At 65.9% G+C, this 20,406-nt stretch carries 21 protein-coding genes; 10 read left to right on the forward strand and 11 right to left on the reverse strand.

Features of this window, described 5'->3' with window-relative positions:
* Positions 1-65: 65 nt before the first annotated feature.
* Positions 66-2,429, forward strand: coding sequence for a DUF2298 domain-containing protein (locus AM590_RS09290; RefSeq protein ID WP_058827236.1), 2,364 nt, complete (start codon positions 66-68; stop codon positions 2,427-2,429).
* On the opposite strand, the gene AM590_RS09295 is transcribed toward AM590_RS09290, so the two are convergent.
* Positions 2,426-2,686, reverse strand: a complete 261-nt coding sequence (locus tag AM590_RS09295) for an HAH_0734 family protein (protein WP_058827237.1) — start codon at positions 2,684-2,686, stop codon at positions 2,426-2,428. The genes AM590_RS09290 and AM590_RS09295 overlap by 4 nt on opposite strands.
* Before the next feature lie 201 nt (positions 2,687-2,887).
* Here AM590_RS09295 and AM590_RS09300 point away from each other — a divergent pair, with 201 nt between their 5' ends.
* Genes AM590_RS09300 through AM590_RS09320 form a run of 5 tightly spaced genes read left to right on the forward strand, consistent with a single transcriptional unit; the run spans position 2,888 to position 5,203 of the window.
* On the forward strand, positions 2,888-3,169 hold the full coding sequence (locus AM590_RS09300; RefSeq protein WP_004972860.1) for a 50S ribosomal protein L44e: 282 nt from the start codon (positions 2,888-2,890) through the stop codon (positions 3,167-3,169).
* Between the two features lie 3 nt (positions 3,170-3,172).
* Entirely contained in the window at positions 3,173-3,367 is a 195-nt protein-coding gene (locus AM590_RS09305; RefSeq protein ID WP_004044235.1) for a 30S ribosomal protein S27e, read from the forward strand.
* 18 nt (positions 3,368-3,385) lie between these two features.
* On the forward strand, positions 3,386-4,186 hold the full coding sequence (locus AM590_RS09310) for a translation initiation factor IF-2 subunit alpha (protein WP_058827238.1): 801 nt from the start codon (positions 3,386-3,388) through the stop codon (positions 4,184-4,186).
* Between the two features lie 4 nt (positions 4,187-4,190).
* A complete protein-coding gene (locus AM590_RS09315) occupies positions 4,191-4,382 on the forward strand; it encodes an RNA-protein complex protein Nop10 (RefSeq protein WP_058827239.1) in 192 nt (63 codons plus the stop codon).
* A 53-nt stretch (positions 4,383-4,435) separates the two neighbouring features.
* Entirely contained in the window at positions 4,436-5,203 is a 768-nt protein-coding gene (locus tag AM590_RS09320; protein WP_058827240.1) for a proteasome assembly chaperone family protein, read from the forward strand.
* Between the two features lie 68 nt (positions 5,204-5,271).
* Here AM590_RS09320 and AM590_RS09325 read toward each other — a convergent pair whose 3' ends face one another.
* Entirely contained in the window at positions 5,272-6,171 is a 900-nt protein-coding gene (locus AM590_RS09325) for a PhzF family phenazine biosynthesis protein (protein WP_058827241.1), read from the reverse strand.
* A 121-nt stretch (positions 6,172-6,292) separates the two neighbouring features.
* The gene (locus AM590_RS20830) at positions 6,293-6,463 is read right to left on the reverse strand and encodes a hypothetical protein (protein ID WP_004970126.1); all 171 of its coding nucleotides are present in this window, start codon (positions 6,461-6,463) and stop codon (positions 6,293-6,295) included.
* A 210-nt stretch (positions 6,464-6,673) separates the two neighbouring features.
* On the opposite strand from AM590_RS20830, the gene AM590_RS09330 reads away from it, so the two are divergent.
* Positions 6,674-7,387, forward strand: coding sequence for a phosphoribosyltransferase (locus AM590_RS09330; protein ID WP_004044241.1), 714 nt, complete (start codon positions 6,674-6,676; stop codon positions 7,385-7,387).
* Positions 7,388-7,566: 179 nt separating this feature from the next.
* Here AM590_RS09330 and AM590_RS20460 read toward each other — a convergent pair whose 3' ends face one another.
* Positions 7,567-7,875, reverse strand: a complete 309-nt coding sequence (locus tag AM590_RS20460) for a hypothetical protein (protein ID WP_157575449.1) — start codon at positions 7,873-7,875, stop codon at positions 7,567-7,569.
* A 336-nt stretch (positions 7,876-8,211) separates the two neighbouring features.
* Here AM590_RS20460 and AM590_RS09335 point away from each other — a divergent pair, with 336 nt between their 5' ends.
* Complete coding sequence (locus AM590_RS09335) at positions 8,212-9,207, forward strand: AEC family transporter (RefSeq protein ID WP_058827242.1); 996 nt, start codon at positions 8,212-8,214, stop codon at positions 9,205-9,207.
* Between the two features lie 45 nt (positions 9,208-9,252).
* Entirely contained in the window at positions 9,253-10,113 is an 861-nt protein-coding gene (gene mtnP, locus AM590_RS09340; protein ID WP_058827243.1) for an S-methyl-5'-thioadenosine phosphorylase, read from the forward strand.
* 9 nt (positions 10,114-10,122) lie between these two features.
* Here the strand turns inward: mtnP and AM590_RS09345 are convergent, their stop codons facing one another.
* From AM590_RS09345 to AM590_RS09375, 7 genes are all read right to left on the reverse strand, one after another.
* Complete coding sequence (locus tag AM590_RS09345) at positions 10,123-10,599, reverse strand: hypothetical protein (RefSeq protein WP_058827244.1); 477 nt, start codon at positions 10,597-10,599, stop codon at positions 10,123-10,125.
* Between the two features lie 32 nt (positions 10,600-10,631).
* Positions 10,632-11,777, reverse strand: a complete 1,146-nt coding sequence (locus tag AM590_RS09350; RefSeq protein WP_058827272.1) for a ScpA family protein — start codon at positions 11,775-11,777, stop codon at positions 10,632-10,634.
* Positions 11,770-15,465: a chromosome segregation protein SMC gene (smc, locus tag AM590_RS09355; protein ID WP_058827245.1), complete on the reverse strand. Its 3,696-nt coding sequence runs from the start codon at positions 15,463-15,465 to the stop codon at positions 11,770-11,772. The genes AM590_RS09350 and smc overlap by 8 nt, the downstream gene beginning before the upstream one ends.
* 84 nt (positions 15,466-15,549) lie before the next feature.
* Positions 15,550-15,858, reverse strand: a complete 309-nt coding sequence (locus tag AM590_RS09360) for a hypothetical protein (RefSeq protein WP_058827246.1) — start codon at positions 15,856-15,858, stop codon at positions 15,550-15,552.
* 104 nt (positions 15,859-15,962) lie between these two features.
* Positions 15,963-17,300, reverse strand: a complete 1,338-nt coding sequence (locus tag AM590_RS09365; protein ID WP_058827247.1) for an amidohydrolase — start codon at positions 17,298-17,300, stop codon at positions 15,963-15,965.
* 64 nt (positions 17,301-17,364) lie between these two features.
* Complete coding sequence (locus AM590_RS09370) at positions 17,365-17,829, reverse strand: hypothetical protein (protein WP_058827273.1); 465 nt, start codon at positions 17,827-17,829, stop codon at positions 17,365-17,367.
* A 1-nt stretch (position 17,830) separates the two neighbouring features.
* A complete protein-coding gene (locus AM590_RS09375) occupies positions 17,831-18,715 on the reverse strand; it encodes a DUF3100 domain-containing protein (protein ID WP_058827248.1) in 885 nt (294 codons plus the stop codon).
* A 170-nt stretch (positions 18,716-18,885) separates the two neighbouring features.
* On the opposite strand from AM590_RS09375, the gene gatB reads away from it, so the two are divergent.
* The gene (gene gatB / locus AM590_RS09380; RefSeq protein ID WP_058827249.1) at positions 18,886-20,376 is read left to right on the forward strand and encodes an Asp-tRNA(Asn)/Glu-tRNA(Gln) amidotransferase subunit GatB; all 1,491 of its coding nucleotides are present in this window, start codon (positions 18,886-18,888) and stop codon (positions 20,374-20,376) included.
* The last annotated feature ends 30 nt before the right edge of the window (positions 20,377-20,406 follow it).

Consider the following 20,406-nt stretch of genomic DNA (forward strand, 5'->3'; position numbering starts at 1 on the left):
GAACCGCTCTGTTTCGCACCGGCCATCACAAAACGTATTGCACCCGCGGCGCAGTCATCGGACAGATGGAGTACGCCCTCGTTGTCCGGTGGTTGCTGCTGTTCGCGACCCTCTGGGCGGTCGGCCTTCCCCTCGCGACCCGCCTGTTCCGACGCCTTCCGGGTCGCGGTGCCGGACTCGCCCTCCCCGTCTCGCTCGTCGTCTTGACCCTCCCCGCCTACTACGTCGGCCACCTCTCGTTCGGTCCCGTCGCCCTCATCGCCGGCGTCGGGACGCTCCTCGTCACGTCCGCGGTCGCGGGCCTCGACCTCGGCGCGCTCCGCCGTGGCGACCTCCGACTCGCGTCCGACCTCGACATCGACCGGCGCGCCGTCGCCGACGCGGCCGCGGTGTTCCTCGTCGCCTTCCTGTTCGCGGTCTCGCTCCGGGCGCTCGACCCGTCGGTCCACGCCGGCGGCGGCGAGAAGTTCCTCGACTTCGGCCTTCTCCAGTCGCTCGCCCGCGCGTCGGTCCTCCCGCCGGAGGACATGTGGTTCGCCGGCGAACCGGTCCGCTACTACTACGGCGGCCACCTCGTGTCGATTCTCCTCGCGCGGCTCACCGCCACCGACCCGTCGTTCGCCTACAACCTCGCGCTCGCCGGCTTCTTCGGGGTCCTCGTCACCGCGGCGTTCGAACTCGGGCGGGGGGTCGCGGCCGCCTCGGGGGCGAACGGTCGAATCGGCGGCTTGCTCTCGGCGTTCTTCGTCGGCTTCGCCAGCAACCTCGTCACCGCGGGCCGGTTCGCCCTCGCCGCGCTCCCCGAGGGGGTGCGCCGACCCGTCGCGCAGGCCGTCGCCGAGCGGTCGCAATACACCGTCGAGCAGGTGCTTGCCGGGGCCTCGAACTTCTCGTACTGGAGCGCGAGCCGCGTGATTCCGGGTACCATCAACGAGTTCCCGCTTTTCGCGTGGCTCAACGGCGACCTCCACGCCCACATGATGGGCACGCCGTTTCTGCTCCTCGCGGCCGGCCTCGCCTTCGCGTACTTCCGGACGCCGGAGGACGCGGTCGGGGAGCGCCGCCTCCTCGTCGCCGCGACGACGCTCGTCGGCGCGCTCCAAGTCGTCATCGACACGTGGAGTTTCCCGTCGGTGTTCGGCGTGCTGTTCCTTGGGATGGTCTTCGCACCCGCGCGCCCGTGGACGTTGTTCCCGGGCCGAGAGCGCGTTCGCTCGGCCGTCGGCGACAACCCAATCGCCGGCGAACTCGCTCGTCTCGGTGGCACAGTTGCGGCCGTCGGGCTCGCCGGCGTCGTCGCCGCCGTCCTCGCGAGTCCGTTCCTCCTCGGCGCGGTCGCGGGCGGGGGGAGCGCCCGGACGGTCGAGATTCTCTCGCCGGACCAGCGAAGCGGGTTCGGCGCGCTGGCGCTCGTCCACGGGGCGTTCCTCGCGGCGTTCGCGGGCTACTACGTCCGTCGCCTCGGGGCGCAGAACGGCCTCGGCGGCCGCGAGTGGGCTGCACTTCTCGGGAGCTTCGCGGTGCTGACCGTCGTCGCGGCCGTCCACTCGTTCGCCGCGCTCGCGCTCGTCGCGCCCCTCGTCGCCGTCGGCTGGGTACTCCTCCGGTTCGCCGACGACCCGCGGTTCGAGACGGTGCTCGTCGTCGCCGGCGCGGGCCTCGTGACGCTCGTCGAACTCATCTACGTAAACGAGCAGGCCGGTCCCGGTCGGATGAACACGGTGTTCAAGACGTACATGCAGGTCTGGGTGCTCTGGGGGAGCGCGATGGGGGCTGTGTTGGCCGGCTTCGTCGGCGACGCGGTCGCCGCGAGCGACGTGTCGCTTCCGAGCGTCGACCTCAGCGTCCGCGGGGGCGCGGTCAGCGCCGTCGGCGTCGCCTTCGTCGTCCTCCTCGTCGCCTCCACCTCGGTGTACGGCGGACTGGCCGTCGCCGACCACGCGAACTCGCCCCGACAAGAGGAGACGCTGGACGCGACGGCCTTCGCGGAGTGGTGGCACGGAAACGAGTCGACGGCCATCACGTGGCTCGACGAGAACGTCGAGGGTAACCCGACGATGCTCACCGCGCCGGGGACGACGTGGTCCGCGACCGTGAGCGACGAGCGCGAGACCGTCATGTACGGCTGGCGCGGGAACCCTGAATCCAGTCTGACCGGGGTGCCGACGGTCGCCGGCTGGGCACACGAGGTCGGCTACCGCGGCCCCGACACCTACTACGACCGCGTGCGCGATGTGGACGCGATGTACGTCGGCAACGAGTCGACGCGGGCGCGGCTCATCGAGCAGTACGACGTGCAATACGTGTGGGTCGGCCCGGGCGAGCGCGCCCGCTACGGGGAGATAGAGACGGACGTGGCGTGGCTGACGCCGGTCCACCAGTCGGGGTCGGTCGTGGTCTACGAGGTAGAAGAAGCGAGACTACCTTAGGCCGCGCCGCGCTCGCGAACGACCTCGACGGCCTCGGCGTCGACGCCCTCGGTGTCGAGCCAGTGCGGGACGAACTCGCGCTTTTCGAACGCCTCGCGCTCGTCTTCGGTGCCGACGGTACACCACAGCTGGACGCGGTCGGGGCCGTGCCAGTCGCCCTGTCGGTCGACGGAAAACAGGATGTACTCCTCGCCGTCGTACTCGATGACGCCGTCGCGGCGGACGCCGGGGTCGCCGTGGATGATGAGCTTCTTCATGTGCCGGGATTGGCACAGTCACCGCTTAATCGCTTCGGCTTCGGGCGTGCGGTGTGCGGCGGGGGAACCGCGGACGGTGCAGTCACCGTGGGCTGCCCACACGTGACACGGCGAACGCCCGGTTGCGGCGAGTTCAGGGGCCGCGTCGAACCAAACGGGTTTTAACGGGCCACACCAAAACCCAGCACAAGGTCGATATCTATGCAGATGCCACGCCGTTTCAACACGTACTGCCCGAACTGCAAGGGTCACCACGAACACGAAGTGGAGAAGGTCCGGAAGGGACGCCCGACCGGCATGAAGTGGAACGCCCGTCAGACGCGACGCGGCAAGGCCACCATCGGTAACGCCGGTAAGTTCTCCAAGGTTCCCGGTGGCGACAAGCCGACGAAGAAGACCCACCTGAAGTACATCTGCTCCGACTGTGGCAAGGCCCACATGCGCGAGGGCTGGCGCGCCGGTCGCCTGGAGTTCCAGGAGTAAATCATGGCAGGAAACTTCTACAAGGTCGCGTGCAGCGACTGCGAGAACGAACAGGTCGTCTTCGGAAAGGCCTCCTCGGTCGTCAACTGCGCCGTCTGCGGGACGACCCTCGCCACGCCGACCGGCGGCAACGCCGAATTCCACGGCGAGGTCGTCGAGACGGTCGAGCGTCGCGACAGCGACGAACTTGAGGCGTAACTCCCTGGAGGACCTCGTATGAAGTACAGCGGATGGCCTGACCCCGGCGAACTCGTCGTCGGAAAGGTAGACGACATCGCGGACTTCGGCGTCTTCGTCGACCTCGAAGAGTACGAAGACAAACGCGGCCTCTGCCACATCAGCGAGGTCGCCAGCGGATGGATCAAGAACGTTCGCGACCACGTCCGCGAGGGACAGACAGTCGTCGCTAAAGTGCTCGAGGTCAACGAGAGTTCCCAGCAGATCGACCTCTCGATAAAGGACGTCAACGAGCACCAGCGCAAAGAGAAGATTCAGGAGTGGAAAAACGAGCAGAAGGCCGACAAGTGGATGGCGCTGGCGTTCGGCGAGGACATCGCCGACGACCGCTACCAGTCCATCGCTAACGCCCTGCTCGCCGAGTTCGAATCGCTCTACGACGGCTTCGAGCAGGCCGCGATTCACGGTCTCGAAGCGCTCGAAGACGTCGAACTCGACGACGACGAGATCGATGCCATCGTCGACACCGCGCGTCAGAACGTGTCGGTTCCCTACGTCAACGTCACCGGCTACGTCGACCTGCGCTCGCCCGCGGGCGACGGCGTCGACGACGTAAAGGAGGCCCTGAAGGCCGCCGAAGGCGACGGCGAAATCGGCGACGAAATCGAACTGTCAGTCACGTACGTTGGCGCGCCCGAGTACCGCGTGAAGGTCAAAGCGCCCGACTACAAGACCGCCGAGACGGAGCTCGAATCGAGCGTCGCTCGGGCCCGCGAGGTCATCGAGGCCGCGGGCGGAACCGCGGAGTACCACCGCGAACGCAGCGGCGACGAAGAATAATCGCATGAAATCTGACATCCGGGTGTGCAGCGCGTGGCGCAACCGCCACGACCGCCCGGTGTACTCACTTTCTGAGACCTGTCCGGAGTGCGGCGCACCAACCGAGAACAGCGCGCCCGCCCCGTACAACCCCGAAGACCCCTACGGCGAGTACCGCCGCGCGCGGAAGCGCCGCCTCGCCGAGGAGTCGGAGTAGCTGCGTCTTCGGCTACCGACGCTCTCTTAACCGGCGCGGCCGCCACTACGTGCATGGACGACATCGAAATCGAGGCTGTCGAGGAGGTCGACCTCACCGACCCGGTCCTCATCGAGGGGCTGCCGGGCGTCGGGAACGTCGGCAAACTCGCCGTCGAGCACCTGCTGGAGGAGTTCGAGGAGGCCACGCTGGTCCGCCGCGTCTACGCCGACGTGTTCCCGCCGCAGGTGAGCATCGACGAGGGCGTCGCCGAGCTGACCCACGCCGCGATTCACGCCGTCGAGACGCCCGGTGAGGGGCCGGACCTGCTCCTCCTCACGGGCGACCACCAGGCGCAGTCCAACGAGGGTCACTACCACCTCACCGACGCCTTCCTCGACGTGGCCGAGGAGTTCGGCGTCGAGCGACTGTTCGCGCTGGGCGGCGTCCCGACCGGCGAACTCGTCGACGAGCCGTCGGTCCTCGGGGCTGTCGCCGACGAATCGCGCCTCGACGAACTCGAAGAAGCGGGCGTCGAGTTCCGCGAAGACGAACCCGCCGGCGGCGTCGTCGGCGTCTCCGGACTGCTTCTTGGCCTCGGCGCTCGCCGCGGCCTCGACGCGACGTGCCTGATGGGCGAGACGAGCGGCTATCTCGTGGACCCCCAGAGCGCGCAGGTCGTCATCGAGGTCCTGCAGGACCTCCTCGAGTTCAGCGTCGACTTCGAGTCGCTCGAAGAGCGCGCAGAAGAGATGAAGGAGGTCGCCGCGAAGATTCAGGAGATGCAACAGCAACAGCAGGGAACCATCGCCAGCGACGACGACCTCCGGTACATCGGCTGAGGCCCCCGAGCGTCGCGGTCCGTCGCGGTCCGTTCCGTCTCGTTTCACCTCGTTTTCGAACTGGAGTTTCAGGCTTCGATGATGTCGTCGTCTGCGAACTCCGGAACGACGATTTCGCCGTCGAGCGACTGCACCGCGCGGCCGCCGACGCGTATCTCCGCGCCGACTCGCACGCGGACGGTTCCCGGCCGGTCTACGAAGTGACCCTGTTCGAAGCGGAGTTCGTCCGGCATGGAGTCGAACGCGCCGACCTGCCGGAGGTACGCGCCGCACGCACCCGCGGCGGTGCCGGTCGCGGGGTCCTCGGAGATGCCGATACCGGGCGCGAAACACCGCGCATGGAGCGTTGAATCGCCGTCGATGGCGTCGAAGGTGAAGGCGTAGACGCCCGCGGCGTCGTGTTCGGCGGCGAGGTCGGCGATGGCGGCGTCGTCCGGGTCGGCACCCGAGAGATGTTCGAGGAAGTTGACCGGGACGACGAGGAAGGGAAGCCCCGTGGAGGCGACCGCGACGGGGAGGTCCGCGCCCACGTCGCGGAGGGCAGCATCGTCGACGCCGAGGGCCGCCGCGAGGCGGTCGTAGTCGATTTCGAGCGGGCGCACCGTCGGCGCGTCCTGCGTCATCCACACCTCGCCGAGGTCGCCGAGTTCGATGTCGAGGGTGCCGACGTTCGTCTCCAGCGTGTGCGTGCCCGGTTCGAGTTCGCGCTCGGCCGCGAGGTGTGCGTGGGCCGCGATAGTCGCGTGTCCGCAGAGGTCGACTTCCTGCTTCGGCGTGAAATAGCGGATACGGCGGTCCGCGGCGGCCGACGAGCAGACGAACGCCGTCTCGCTCGCGCCGAGTTCGGCGGCGACGGCGCGCATCTGTTCCGCGTCGAGGCCGTCGGCGTCGGGGACGACCCCGGCAGCGTTACCGGACAGCGGTTCGGTCGTGAAAGCGTCCACGAGGAGGGCGCGTCGGCTATCCATGGAAAGGCGCACTACACGGCGATGTATCAAACCAGCGGGTCGGCGGCCGGATTACGTGAGAAGTTGGAGAGAAGGAAGGTGCAAGAGCGATACGGGCGCGAGTCGGTCGGCGTCGGCCGATTCACGCGCGGGTCCACCGGACGCGGCCGCTCGTTTGAGCTGCGCCGTCGCCCTGCATCACTTCGCGCATGTTCATACAGCCTGGACACCCGACGACCTCGTCCATGTCGTTGCCGAAGACGCGGACGAAATCTCGGGAGACGAACTCACCACAGTTACCACACGTGTGCATTCTGTTTCACCTACAAATCCGCATACTCCGGCACTCGACATAACTATGCCCCTTGTTAACATGCGTTAGTGTCCGCCTGAACGACGGGTTTTCCCGTTAGTCGTCGCATAACGTCGGTTCGAGCGGTTTTGACACGCCGACACACGGGCAGGGCGAGTCGTACAGATTAAAGGGCGTCAGGCGCGGCAGTACGCACGGTGAACGGAAGATATGGGCGACCTCCCCGACGAGTTTAACTGTACTATCACGAACTGGGAGTACATCTACGGCCTCTGCCGCGACGTTTCGGACGAGGTCAAGACATCCGAGTTCGAACCCGACGTCATCGTCGCGTTGGCCCGCGGCGGCTGGTTCGCGGGCCGGTGTATCTGTGACTTCCTCGGGCTGGACGACCTGACGAGCCTGAAGATGGAACACTACGTCGGGACGGCCCAGAAATCGAACGAGCCGGAGGTCCGCTACCCGATGCCGGAAGGCAGCGTCGAGGGCAAGGACGTGCTCATCATCGACGACATCGCCGACACCGGCGGCTCCATCAAGCGCGCACACGAGTACGTCAACGAGCGCAACGCGGGCGAGGTCCGGACTGCGACGCTCCAACTCCTCCAGACCAGCGAGTTCGAACCCGACTACGTCGGCGAGCGCCTCGAAGAGTGGGCGTGGGTCGTCTACCCGTGGAACTTCATCGAGGACATGATAGACCTCACCTCGGGCGTCATGGCGAAAGCCGACGACGACACCTTCGAACTCGAAGACATCCGCCACTACCTCGCGGAGTTCCACGACGTGGACCGCATCGAGATGGAGATCGCCCAACCCGACCGGATGCCGGAAGTCATGTCCGAGATGGAGCGCCGCGGCTACGTCGAGTCCACCGGCGACGGCGCGTGGCGACTCCTCGAAAACGACGGCGTCGGTGCCTGAGCGCGGACGCATTCGGTTCGACCGATTCTTTGACTGCTTCGACCGTCGGTTTCATCTCTCTGGCTTTGTTGGAATCCGCAGCCGCTGATAGGTTGCTGAGGCCGTGCTGAATACAGCGCGCAAGTCGGTCACTTGACCCCGCTGGTCTCGATATTAAGTATTGAAGAGATAATTGATTTTCATTCCAGTGAAAAACTAACTTTTGGACCATTTGTGATATTCACGGGAATTCTCACTGAATCAGACTTCGTATCCGGCCCAAGTTCAGCTTGAAACAGTTCTGTCGTGGAATTTTTTTGTAGATAAACCTTAGCAGTGAGCTTTTCACTCCTAGTTCGGTCGAGAGTTTCTTCATAACTAACTGATTCCTGAGCTTCCCAGCCGTTTCCATCACTACCCAACACTTCGCTCATGTACTGATCAAGAACGACTAGATCGCCCTGAAAATATTCGCTTGTCTCATTACTAACTAGTACCTGCACGTTCATCTCGTTTGACGTATTCCGTCTCTCTGGAGCGGTACTTTGCTCAGTCTGAGAATTAAGACACCCCGACAAACCGATTAGAACACTTGACAAGATTTGTAATACCCTTCTCTTTGAGATTTGCATTGTAGTTGAGACTTTATCTCCTGCGGGCAGATGTATCTATCTACAGACTGCTTCATAGCTAAAAGAACCGAATGAACAGACATTCACCTGCTGAACTCACCCTCTCTATTCAGCACACAACATCTGTCAGGTCCTGAGGATTTCAACAGAGTCATTCTCTCTGCTCACACTCGACCTCCTCCCGGACTCCCCCGAAGCGAAACGTTCGTTTGCGTGACGGACCTCGGAATTCGCATGTCGCTGTTTTCTATCTTCGTCACCGCGCTTCTGCCGATTCTCGCTATCGGTGCGGTCGGCTTCGCCCTCGGTCGCGTCCGCGACGTTGACCCCGAGCCGCTCAACACGGTTACGGTGTACGTCCTCGCGCCGGTCCTCGTGTTCTACAGCCTCGCGACGACCGAACTCGCCGGCGAGACGCTGGCGACCATTACCGCCGGCGTCGTCGCCTACCACGTCGCCATGCTCCTCGTCGCGGGCGGCGTCGCCCGACTCGTCGGCGTCTCCGAACCACTCCTCGGCGCGCTCGTCCTCGTCGCCGCCTTTCCGAACTCCGGAAACTACGGCATCCCCGTCAGTTCGTTCGCCTTCGGCGACACCGGCCGCTCGACGGCCGTCGTCTATCTCGCCGTCCAGAGCGTCCTCATCTACACGTTAGGCGTGTACATTGCCGGGCGAGGGACCGACCGCGACGACGGCGTGCCGGGGTGGCGCGTCGGCCTCGAACGCATCGTCCGTATCCCGCTCGTCTACGCGGTTGTCGCCGCACTCGCCGCTCGGTGGCTCGGCGTTGTCCCGCCGACAGGCGTCCCCGCGATGGAGACGCTCAGGCTCGTCGGCGACTCGTCGATTCCGATGATGCTCCTCATCCTCGGCATCCAGCTCGCGGGTGCCGACCTCGGCTCCACGCTCTCGGAGGTCGGCGTCGTCGCCGCGCTCAAGATCGTCGTCGCGCCCGCAGTCGCGGTCGGCGTCGCGCTCGTCGCCGGCTTCGGCGACCCGACGGTCGCGCGGACGTTCGTCCTCGAATCCGCGATGCCCGCCGCGGTCACGCCGCTCATCCTCGTCGCGGAGTTCGGCGACGCCACCGGAACCGGCTCTGCTACCTCGCTCGCCGAGTTCGTCTCCGCGGCCGTCTTCGCGACGACGCTCCTCAGCGTGCCCGCGCTCTCGGTGCTCATCTACCTCTTGAACCACGGCTTCGTGGTGTAGGCCCCGTTTCGCCACGATTTTGTGCGCCCTCCCCCACCTCCGAGTATGAAAATCGGATTCATCGGTGGCAGCGGTATCTACGAGGCGCTCCCGCTGGAGAACACCCGCCAGGAACCCGTCGAGACGCCGTTCGGCGAGCCCTCGACGACGCCCATCGTCGGCGAGTTCGGCGACACCGGCCGCGAGGTCGTCTTCCTCCCGCGACACGGTCCGGACCACCAGCACTCGCCGACGACGCTCCCCTACCGCGCGAACATCTTCGCGCTCAAGAAACTGGGAGTCACCCACGTCCTCGCCAGCAACGCCGTCGGCAGCCTCAAGGAGGACCTGCCGCCCCAGACGCTCGTCGTCCCCGACCAGATTTACGACCGCACGAAACACCGCCCGCTGACGTTCTTCGACGAGGGCATCGTCGTCCACCAGCCGTTCGCGATGCCGTACGACGAGGAACTCGTCTCCATCCTCGCCGAGGCCGCCGCGGAGGCGACCGACGCGACGGTCCAAGAAGGCGGCACCTACGTCTGCATCGAGGGGCCGTCGTACTCCACGAAGGCCGAAAGCGAACACTACCGCGCGCAGGGCTGGGACATCATCGGCATGACGACCATCCCCGAAGCCAAACTCGCCCGGGAGGCCGAGATGGCCTACGCGACCATCACCGGCGTCACCGACTACGACGTGTGGAAGGAAGACAGCGAAGTCACGCTCGACGAGGTGCTGAAGAACGCCGCGGCCAACGAGGAGGCAATCAAAGAGACCGTCGAGGCCGCCATCCGCAAGATTCCCGACGACCACGAGACCGACAGCCACACCGCGCTCGAAGGAACCATCAACACGCCCGACGAGGCAATCCCCGCCGAGACGAAAGAGACGCTCGCGCCGCTCATCGACAAGTACGTCGACTGAGCCGGCGGTTCAGTCGTTCAGTTCTGCGGATTCTTTCGAGACGCCCTCTGGCTCCGCGACTTCGCGTTCGCCACGCGCCGCTTCATCGTCCGGCGAGAACTCGGCCGCGTGACAGCGCGCGCAGTACTCGTTTTCCCCGCTGTCGGTCGTCGCGAGCGGGATGCCCGCGACGACGAGTTGCGTGCTGAACTCCCGGCCGACGCCCCGGTCGTCTGCCTCGCCGCAGACGACGCACTCCCGGACCGCCCGCGGCGACGTGACCACCTCGCGGACGCGACCGAACGAGGTCGGACTGTACGAGACGTAGCCGGGGAAGTAGCAGTGCAACCAGAAGATAGGCAGGAAAAACAGGAGCGCCCACGTCCAGATAGCCGACTGGGGAAACAGAATCGCCGCCGCGAGCGCCGCGAACAGCGTCGACGTGACGAGCGAGACCGCAACCGTCAGTCGTCGAAGCGTGCTGGAGAGCAGGGTCGGATGGGGCACGTCCGAGACTGACGACGGGGCCGATAAAATAGCTAGTCGTCCGCGATTGCCTCGGCTTCGAGTTCGGGGTCGTCGCCGTCGTCAGTGTCGTTAGCGTCGTCAGCGGCGGCGTGGGAACCGCGGTCGACCGTCTCCGCCTCGGCGTCCGCTCTGTCGGCATCCTCACCGTCCGCGTCCACTTCCGACCCCGCACCGGGGTCGGCGTCGAACACCTCGGGGTTCCGAATCCAGAGGTCGCCGAACAGGTCGTCCTGTTTGAGGTAGACCGTGCTCCGGTGGGACAGAAACAGGAGCGCGAGGTAGGTCGTCATCACGGTGTCGGCCACGTCGCGTATCTCGGCGAACAGCACCTCGTCGCGGCCCTTCTCGTAGTGGGTGGCGAGCACGTCGCCGACCGCTTCGACGACCGCCTCGATGTCCTCGTTGTGGGCGGTCCCCGTCACGTCGTCTTCCGTGGGTTCGCCCGCGCCGCGCATCTCGCCGGGCGTGTGGTAGTCGAGCGTCTGCGTCCCGCGGGAGAAGCCGCGCGGCGACTCCGTGGTGTCGTACTCGCGCCGGCGCTTCCACCACGACCCGCGTTCGACCTCCCGGAGTTCGCGGACGAGTTCGTCCAGCGTCTCCGGCGACCCGCGGGCGTGCTTGCGTTCGAGCCGGCGGTCCATCTCGTCTTCCAGCGCGTCCACGGGGTCGAAGCCGGGCGCGCCGTCGCCGTCGTCGCCGGGGTGGCCCTCGTCGCCGCCGCCCTGTAAGGCGAGTTCCCACGGTTCGAGTTCCTCCTCGTCGGGTTCGTCCGGCGCGAGGAGTTCGTCGGACTTCATGCGCAGGAGGACGCTCGCGTAGAACAGCGCACGACCGGTCGTCCGGAGGTCCATGGCGTCGAGGCGGTTCAAGAAGGCGTCTGTGACCTCCACGATGTCGATGTCCCACGGGTCGATGGTGCCCTCCTTCGCGAGTTGGACGAGGAGTTCGACCGGTTCGACCTCGTCGTCGTCGGTCTCCGAGACATCTTCCGGGAGGACCTCATCCATCGCGTCGGGTTCGGCGGGGGCGGCGTCCGCCTCGGAGTCGGACGCGGCGTCGTCGGTGGCGAACGAGAAGACGTCGTCGTCATCGTCGCCGCTCGCGTCGCGCTCGCCACGCCCGCGAGAGAGGTTCAGTTCGGGAATGTCGTCAGTCATCCGCCGGAACCTCCGCTTCCACGTCCGCGTCGGCTCCGCCGCCGTCACCACCGTCTGCGTCGTCGTCGCCGCTCCCGCCGTCGTCTCCGCCCGGTCCGTCCGCGTCGCGGCCGTCGCTTCCAGCCTCGCCGTCGCCGCCGAACTGGATTCCCGTGACGGCGCTGACGTTGTCGCCCTGCATCGTCACGCCGATGGCGCGCTCGGCGCGTTCGAGGAGCGCAGAGCGGTGCGAGACGACGACGAACTGGGCGTCGCCCGCGAGGTCGTCGACCATCTGGCCGACGCGCTCGGCGTTCGCGGCGTCGAGGAAGGCGTCCACCTCGTCGAGCGCGTAGAACGGCGCGGGGTTGTGGCGCTGGATGGCGAAGATAAACGCGAGCGCCGTCAGCGACTTCTCGCCGCCGGACATGGCGTCGAGGCGCTGGATGGGTTTGTCGCCCGGTTGGGCCTTCATCGTCAGGCCCTCCTCGAAGGGGTCTTCGGGGTTCTCCAACTGGAGGTGGCCCGTCCCGTTCGACAGGCGCTCGAAGATGTCGGTGAAGTTCTCGGCGATGGCGTCGAACGACTCCATGAACGTCGCCTTCTTCTGGGACTCGTACTGGTCGATGCGGTCGGCGATGGCGTCGCGCTCTTCGACCAGCACGTCACGGCGCTCCTGGAGGTCTTCGAGGTCGGCCTTCACGTCGTCGTACTCGTCGATTGCGAGCATGTTGACGGGTTCGAGCGCCTCCATCTCCTCGGTGAGGCGCTCGATTTCGGATTCGACGGTGTCGTGGTCGGGAATCTCCTCGGGGTCGTAGTCGCCGACCTGCGACTGAAGTTCGTCGATTTCCCACTCGAGGCGCTCGGCGGCCGAGCGCATGCTTTCGAGCTTGGATTCGACCGCGTTCACCCGGTCTTTCTTCTCGTCGCGGGCGCTCCGGGCCTCGCGGAGGTCGTCCTGTAGTTCCGTGCGGTCCTCCTTGAGGTCGACCAGTTCCTCTTCGAGTTCGGCGACCGCCTCGCGCTTGGCCTCGAGGTCGTCCTCGCGCTCCTCGATTTTCGACTCCGCCTCGGAGATAGACTTTCGAGCCTCCGCCTTGCGGTTCTGGGCGGCCTCGACCGTGTCGTGGAGGTCGTCGACCGCGTCTTCGGCGTACTGCTTTTCGAGTTGAATCTCGTTGAGCCGGCCGTCGAGCGTGGACATCCGGTCTTCGAGGTCGTCGATGTCCGCGCGAATCTCGTCGGCGCGAGCGGTGAGCTCCGGAATCTCGGAGTCCGCGAGTTCGGACTCGATGTCCTCGATGGCGGCCTCAACCGTCTCGATTTCGTCGTCGAGATCGGCGATTTCGTCGTCGAGGTCGGACATCTGTTCGTCCACCGACTCGCGTTCGGACTGGAGTTCGTCGAGCCGGTCGTCGAGCCGGTCGATTTCGGCTTCGGCGTCCTCGATGTCCGCCTCGGCGTCCTCGATTTCGCGCTCGATGGTCCGGACGCGGTCGGCGGCGTCGGAGGCCCGCCCGCGGGCGTCGTCGAGGTCGTCGTCGATGTCTCGAATCTCCTCGTTGAGCGAGCGACGGCGGTCTTCGAGCTTCGTAATCTCCTTCGCGAGGCGGTCGAGTTTGCCCTCGCCGGACTTCGAAAACGAGTAGCGAGAGCCGCCGCCGGAGCCGCCAGTCATCGCGCCGGAGCGCTCCACGAGGTCACCGTCGAGGGTGACCATGCGGTAGTCGCCCATCAGGTCGCGGGCGGTCTCCATGTCCTCAACGACGAGCGTCGAACCGAGGACGTAGGAGAAAATCGACTCGTACTGCGAATCGTAGTCGACGAGGTTGCGCGCGAAGTCCACGACGCCGGGACGGTTCGGCTTGCGCGGGAGGCTCCGGTTGTCCATCTTCGTGATGGGCAGGAACGTCGCGCGGCCCGCGTTGCGGGACTTCAGGTGGTCGATACAGGACGACCCCACGCCGTCGTCGTCGACGACGACGTTGGCGAGGCGGCCGCCGGCGGCCGTCTCACACGCCTTGGCATACTCGCCGTCGACGGAGCCGAGTTGGCCGACCGCACCGTGGACGCCGGAGATGCCGGCGTTGAGGATGGTCGTGACAGCGCGGGGCCACGAGTTGTCGCCGTCTTTGCCGGCGCGGGCTTCGAGACGGGCGTACTCCGACTGCTTGGTCTGGAGTTCGTCCGTCACCTCCGAGAGTTCGTCGTTCAGGTCGGCCTTCTCGGCCTGCAGGTCCTCGATGACGCCGTCTATCTTCGCCTTGTTCTTCTCGGCGGTGTCGAGTTCGCTGTGCAGGTCGGAGACGGTCGCCTTCAGTTCGGGGATGCGCTCGCGGGCGCGTTCGAGTTCGTCTCGGGTCTCCGAAATCTGGTTCGAGCGGCGGCGCGCGTCGTCCAGCAGGCGGTCCTTGGCGCGCTGGCGGTCGTTCTTCTCGTCTTTAAGGTCGTCGAGCGTCTCCTTTCGCTCCGCGAGTTCGGACTTCAGCTCGTCGAACTCGGTGTCGACCGAATCGATTTCGGCCTGCACCTCGGAGAGTTCGACCCGCTTGGACTGGATGTCGCTTTTGACCGACGCCTTCTCGACTTTGACCTCGCGGATGTCGTCTTCGAGGTCGTCGATCTGCTCTTGCTTGCGGTCGATGTCGATGAACGCCTTCCGGCGCTCGGCCTCGGCGTCGTCGCGCTTTTCCTCGGCGGCCTCGATGGCGTTTTCCAGCCGGGAGATGTCGCCTTTTATCTCCTCCATCTCCGACTTGATGCGGAGCTGTTCGTCCTCGCCTTTCCGCTCTATCTCGCGGGTGAGGTCTTCGAGGTCCTCTTCGAGACGGGTGACTTTCCCCTGTCGCTCGTCGAGTTCGGCCTGTAACTCTTCGAGGTCGGCCTCGGTGGACTCGATGCGCGATTCGGTCCGCGAGAGGTCGTCGCGCTTGTCTTCGAGTTCCGCGGCCTTCAGGTAGCCCTCGTACTCCTCTTTCTCCTCGCGGAGTCCCTTGTAAGTGAGCGCGGTCTCGCGCTCGTCGGCGAGTTGGTCGAGACGCGTCTCCTTTTCTTCGATGCGGAGGTCCGCCTCATCGACGCGCTCTTCGACCGCCTCCAACTCCTCGAAGGCGGCGTCTTTCTTCTCGTCGAACTCGGCGACGCCCGCGATTTCGTCGATGATGCCCCGCCGCTGGTAGGGCGTCATGTTGATGATCTCGGTCACGTCGCCCTGCATGACGACGTTGTAGCCCTCGGGGGTGATGCCCGCCTGCGCGAGCAGGTCCTTGATGTCCGAGAGGTTGACCGAGCGCTCGTTGAGGTAGTAGTACGAGTAGTAGTTGTCCGGCGTCTCCTTGACGCGGCGCTTGATAGTTATCTCCTCGACGTCGCCGACCTTGTCGGTCCCGGCGGCGTTGACGACCTGCGAGCGGTCGAGCGTCCCCTCGGAGTTGTCGAGGACAACCGTGACGCTCGCCTCTTTCGGCTGTTTCGCGGCCTCGTCGCTGCCGTCGGCGTGGCCGGGGTTGTAGATGAGGTCCGTCAGCTTCTCGGCGCGAATCCCGCGGGTGCGGGCGAGGCCGAGCGCGAAGAGGACGCCGTCGATGATGTTCGATTTGCCGGAACCGTTCGGGCCCGTAACGACCGTGAAATCCTCGTAGAACGGGATGCGAGTCGGCCGCCCGAAGCTCTTGAAACCGTCAAGGACGAGCTCTTTGATGTGCATGGGTTGGTGTTCACGCGGGCGACGCCCGCAGGTGGAGCGCGCCGCATGAACACGGGGCGCGCTCGCGTCGGACGGCGCGCCCGATTACGCGACGATGATGTCGTCGTCGGGGGTCTCGCCGTCGCCTTCGTCAGTCTCGTCGGTCTCGTCCGGTTTAGTCTCATCGCCGTCGGCCGACGACGCCTCGTCGGCTTCGGCGGCCTCCGCAGCGGACTCGTCTTCGGTCTCCCAGTCGCCGCGACGGGTCGCGGCCCGCGAGGGAACGTCCACGTCGTTGGCGTCTTCGAGCTGGCGAAGTCGTTCTTTGGTCTCGACGAGTTCCTCGGTGAGCCCGTTCACGGCGGCCTGCAGTTCTGCGACTTTGGATTCGAGTTCCTCCACCCGGTTACTCATGGGTAACATAGCCCCTCGCGTGAGACATAAATGTGCGTCAGACAATCACCGAAAATGTGATACGTGTGCGGGCGACCCCGCCTTCGCACGCTCGCCGCCGCCCCTCAGTCCCGGTACGACTCGGTCGTCGTCTTCCGGAGCGAGCGGACCGCGCCGAGATACTCTTCGCGACTGCGCTTTTCTGCTTTCGCGGCGCGGACCTCAGCCATCGCCTCGGGGCTCGTGAGCAGGTCGACCAGCGTGCAAGCGGTGAGTTTCGCTGGGATGACGTAAGCCATCTCCTCGTCGACGACGCGGAAATCGCGGGCGTGGACCGCACCCTCGAAGCCGCCGGTCCACGGGTGGATGCCGGGGACGAGTTGCGTGATGTCGCCCATGTCCGTCGACCCCGAGAGGTGCGGCGTCCCCGCCGTGACCGCATCGGGGCCGACGATGTCGCGGGCGTTCTCGTCGTAGAACGCGACCATCGTCTCGTCGGTCCGAAGCGGCATGTACCCGGGGTAGTCCTCGATTTCCACGTCGCCGCCGACACCCATCGCGCCGGACGCGAGCGCCCGGTTGACCGACTCGTTCGCCTCGGAGACGGCCTCGACGGAGGCCGCGCGGACGTACGACTCCATCGTCACCTCTGCGGGGACGACGTTGACGCCGTCGCCGCCGCGGGTGATGATGGGGTGGACGCGGACGTGGTCCTCGTCGCGGAAGCGCTCGCGCTGGGCATGAACCGCGTTCATCCCGAGCATCGCGGCGTTGAGTGCGTTGACGCCCTCTTCGGGGGCCGCGCCGGCGTGCGCTTCGGTCCCGCGATAGGTGACGAACTTGCCGACGAAGCCGTTCGTCGAGAAATCGCTCGTAATCGTCCGTTCGGGCGTGTCGCTGCCGGCGTGCATCATCGCGGCGGCGTCCCAGTCATCAACGTAGCCGCGGCGGATGAGTTCCTGTTTGCCGCCGAAGAACTCGATGTCACCCGCTTCGAGCAGGCCGCGCCGGTAGTCGAGGTCGAGATACTCCTCAGCCGGGACGGCGACGAACTCGACCGCGCCGTCGAGGTCGTCCACGACGCCGCTGCCGACGAGGCCGACGGCGGTCCCCACGAGGTGCGCGAGTTGGGCGTTGTGGCCGCAGGCGTGGACCGCGCCGGTCTCGGGGTCCGCCATCGGATGGTCCGGGTTGACGAGCGCGTCGAGTTCGCCGAGGACGGCCGCGACGAAGTCGCCGGAGCCGGCTCTGGCGCGCGCGCCGGTAATCGCCAGTTCCGTCTCCACGTCGAGATCGAGGTCTTCGAACAGCGAGACGACCTTCTCGGTCGTCTTGACCTCCTTGTAGCCGAGTTCCGGTTCGGCCTGCACGTCCTTCGCGAAGGCGATAATCTCGTCTGCGCGGTCGTCGATGGCGTCGCAGACGCGGGCTTTGAGGGCCGCGGTTCGGTCGTCGCCGGTCATCGCGTCTCACTCCGGCGCGCGCGGCGGTCGGTCGCGGGAGTCGCGGAGGTTGCGGGGGTCGCCATCAGATAATCCCCTGCGCGGAGAGCACGGCCTGCGAGATGAGCGCGGAGCCGAAGAACGTCCCGAAGAAGACGAACACCGCCACGAGGACGAGCTTCCAGCTGACTTCCTTCATCTTCCCGGTCTGGAGGCCGATAGAGAGCCCCGCGTAGGCGAGAATCGGCGTCGTCGTCGCGAGGAAGTCGACCTTCCCGACGGCGGCCAGAAACGGCGCTTGGACCGGCGAAAACGGGAGCGCCAGAGCGAACGCGAGAATCATCGCGTAGGCGAACGCCGGCAGGTCGAGTGGAATCAGTCGGCCCATGAGCAGGGCGACGAGGCCGATGAGGACGATGAGCGCCATGCCGGGGAGTGCGGCGAGGAAGCCGGTGCCGGTGGCGAGGAGGTTCGCCGTCAGCGTCAGGAACGCCACCACGAGCAGCATCTTCAGCGACTCGACGGAGAACTCCGGGGTCGACATCGACATCTCACTCACCTCCGTCGGTCGCGGCGGCACCGCGGCCGAGTACGGGTGCGAGGACCGCATAGAGGCGCGTGATGACCGGGAGGCCGACGAGGATGACCATGTAGAGCCCCGTGATGCCGGTCAGGAGGTTACTCGTCGCGGCGAAGCTCAGAATCTGGTCCTCGGCGACGCCCGCGCCGCCGACGGCCGCCGCCAGCGACGTGGAACAGGCGGTCATCATGCTCGCGGAGCCCATGCCGCAGGCCATCGAGAGCGCGAGCGGGTGGAGTCCCGTCGCGGGGGCGAAGCCGCCGAGCAGACCGAAGAAGACGGTTCCGAGGACCGTCCCCGTCATGTAGGTGCCGAGGACGCCGCGGCCCTCGGGCGACTCGATGCCGTACTTATCGGTGATGACGCCGAGGGTCGGTTCGCGGGCGATGCTGACCGCGGCCCCGATGGACTCGCGCTTGAGGCCCAAAAGCAGGGCGAGCGGGAGCGCGATAAGAATCGTACCGAGGTTACCGAACTCCTGTAAGACGAACGCCGGCCCGGCCGCCACGAGGTCATAGAACGACGGCGCGACGAGCGTCCCGTACTTGACGCCGAGCGGCATCAGCGCGATGACGAGAAGTGGCGAAGCGATGCGGCTCACGTCCTCGTCGACGACCCGCCGGAGCGGTTCGAAGAGCGACCCGAGGACGCTGTAACTGAGGACGAGACCGAGGACGACGGCGTACAGGAGCGGCAGGAGCACGACCTGTCCCGGCCCGAGCGGGAACGTTATCGTGCCGATGAGTTCCGCGACGACGACGATGAGAAGAACCGTCAGGTGCGTCCGGAGGTGCGCCGAGAGTCGGCCGCCGGTGCGAATCGGTGCCCATCTATCCGCAGTAGTATCGTTTGTCATATGTGAACAAATTCTGCGAATCGTGGAGATGAAACGCTAGTATATAAAACCTCGTTAGTGATTGTCTGTCGGTTGCGGCAGGGATCGGTGTCGGCGTCGATGACCCACAGACGGGGTTCGCTGCGAGCGGTCCCGTTAGTCTTTAGCCCACCGCCGTCGAAGCGCGCCCAATGACTGCGCAAGCGCTCGAACAGCGCGAACTCGCGGTCGTCATCGGGCTGGAGGTCCACGTTCAACTCGAGACGGCCACGAAGATTTTCTGTAGCTGTTCGACCGAGCCTGCCGAGGACGAGGAGCCGAACACCCGCGTGTGCCCCGTCTGTCTCGGGCTGCCGGGCGCGCTCCCGGTGCTCAACGAGGCGGCGGTGGAGTCGGCGGTCAAAATCGGCAAGGCGCTGAACGCCGACATCGCCGAGGACACCCGCTTCCACCGGAAGAACTACTACTACCCCGACCTGCCCAAGAACTTCCAGATCACCCAGTACGACGCGCCCATCTGCGCCGACGGGACGCTGGAAGTGTCCGTCGAGGGAACCCGCCGCGACATCGGCATCACGCGCGCCCACCTCGAAGAGGACCCCGGCAGCCTCCAGCACAAAGGCGGCAGCATCGACACGGCGGACTACACGCTCGTCAACTACAACCGCGCCGGCACGCCGCTGGTCGAAATCGTCACCGAGCCCGACTTCCGGAGCCCGCAGGAGACCCGCGCGTTCCTCGCGAAGCTCGAAGAGGTGCTCGAATACCTCGGCGTGTTCGACGCCACCCGCGACGGCTCGCTCCGCATCGACGCCAATATCTCGCTCGTCCCCGCCGACGAGGTCGACGACGACGGCTCGATTTCCGACGAGGCGCTCGAAGCGGCCAACCGCACTGAGGTCAAGAACATCTCCAGCCACAAGGGCGCAGAGAAGGCGCTGGCCTACGAGGTCACCCGCCAGAAGAACGCCATCAAGCGCGGCCGCGCCGTCGAACAGGAGACGCGCCACTGGGACGAGTCCCGCGGCATCACCGTCTCGATGCGCTCGAAGGAAGAAGAAAAGGACTACCGCTACTTCCGCGAGGCCGACCTCCCGCCGCTGCAGGTCGCCCACTGGAAAGAAGAGATTCCGATTCCGGAACTCCCCGACGCCCGCCGCGAGCGCTTCCACACCGAGTACGGCATCGACGAGGAGTCCGCCTCGAAGCTCACCTCGACCAAGGAGGTCGCGGACTTCTTCGAGGACGTGGCCGCCGAGTTCGACGCCGACCTCGCGGCGACGTGGGTCGCCGACAACCTCCTCGGCGAACTCAACTACCGTGACATGCACATCACGGACGTATCGGACCGCCTCGACGAGTTCACGCGACTCGTCGAACTCGTCGACGCCGACGAGGTGACGACGAAGAACGCCGAGGAAATCGTCCTCCGCGAGATGCTCGACGAGGGCAAAGACCCCGACACCATCGTCGACGAAGAAGGCCTCGGCAAGGCTGACGACGACGAAATTGGCGGCTTCGTGCAGGAAGCCATCGACGAGAACCCCGACGCCGTCGAGGACTACCACAACGGCGAGGGCGGCGCGCTGAACTTCCTCGTCGGGCAGGTCATGCAGAAGTCCAAGGGGAGCGCCGACCCCGGCACCGTGAACCAGTTGCTCCGCGAGAAGCTAGACGAGTAAGAAAACGCACGAATATTTTTCGCGCTCCTG

Source organism: Haloferax sp. Q22, from assembly GCF_001482285.1.
Lineage (GTDB): Archaea > Halobacteriota > Halobacteria > Halobacteriales > Haloferacaceae > Haloferax.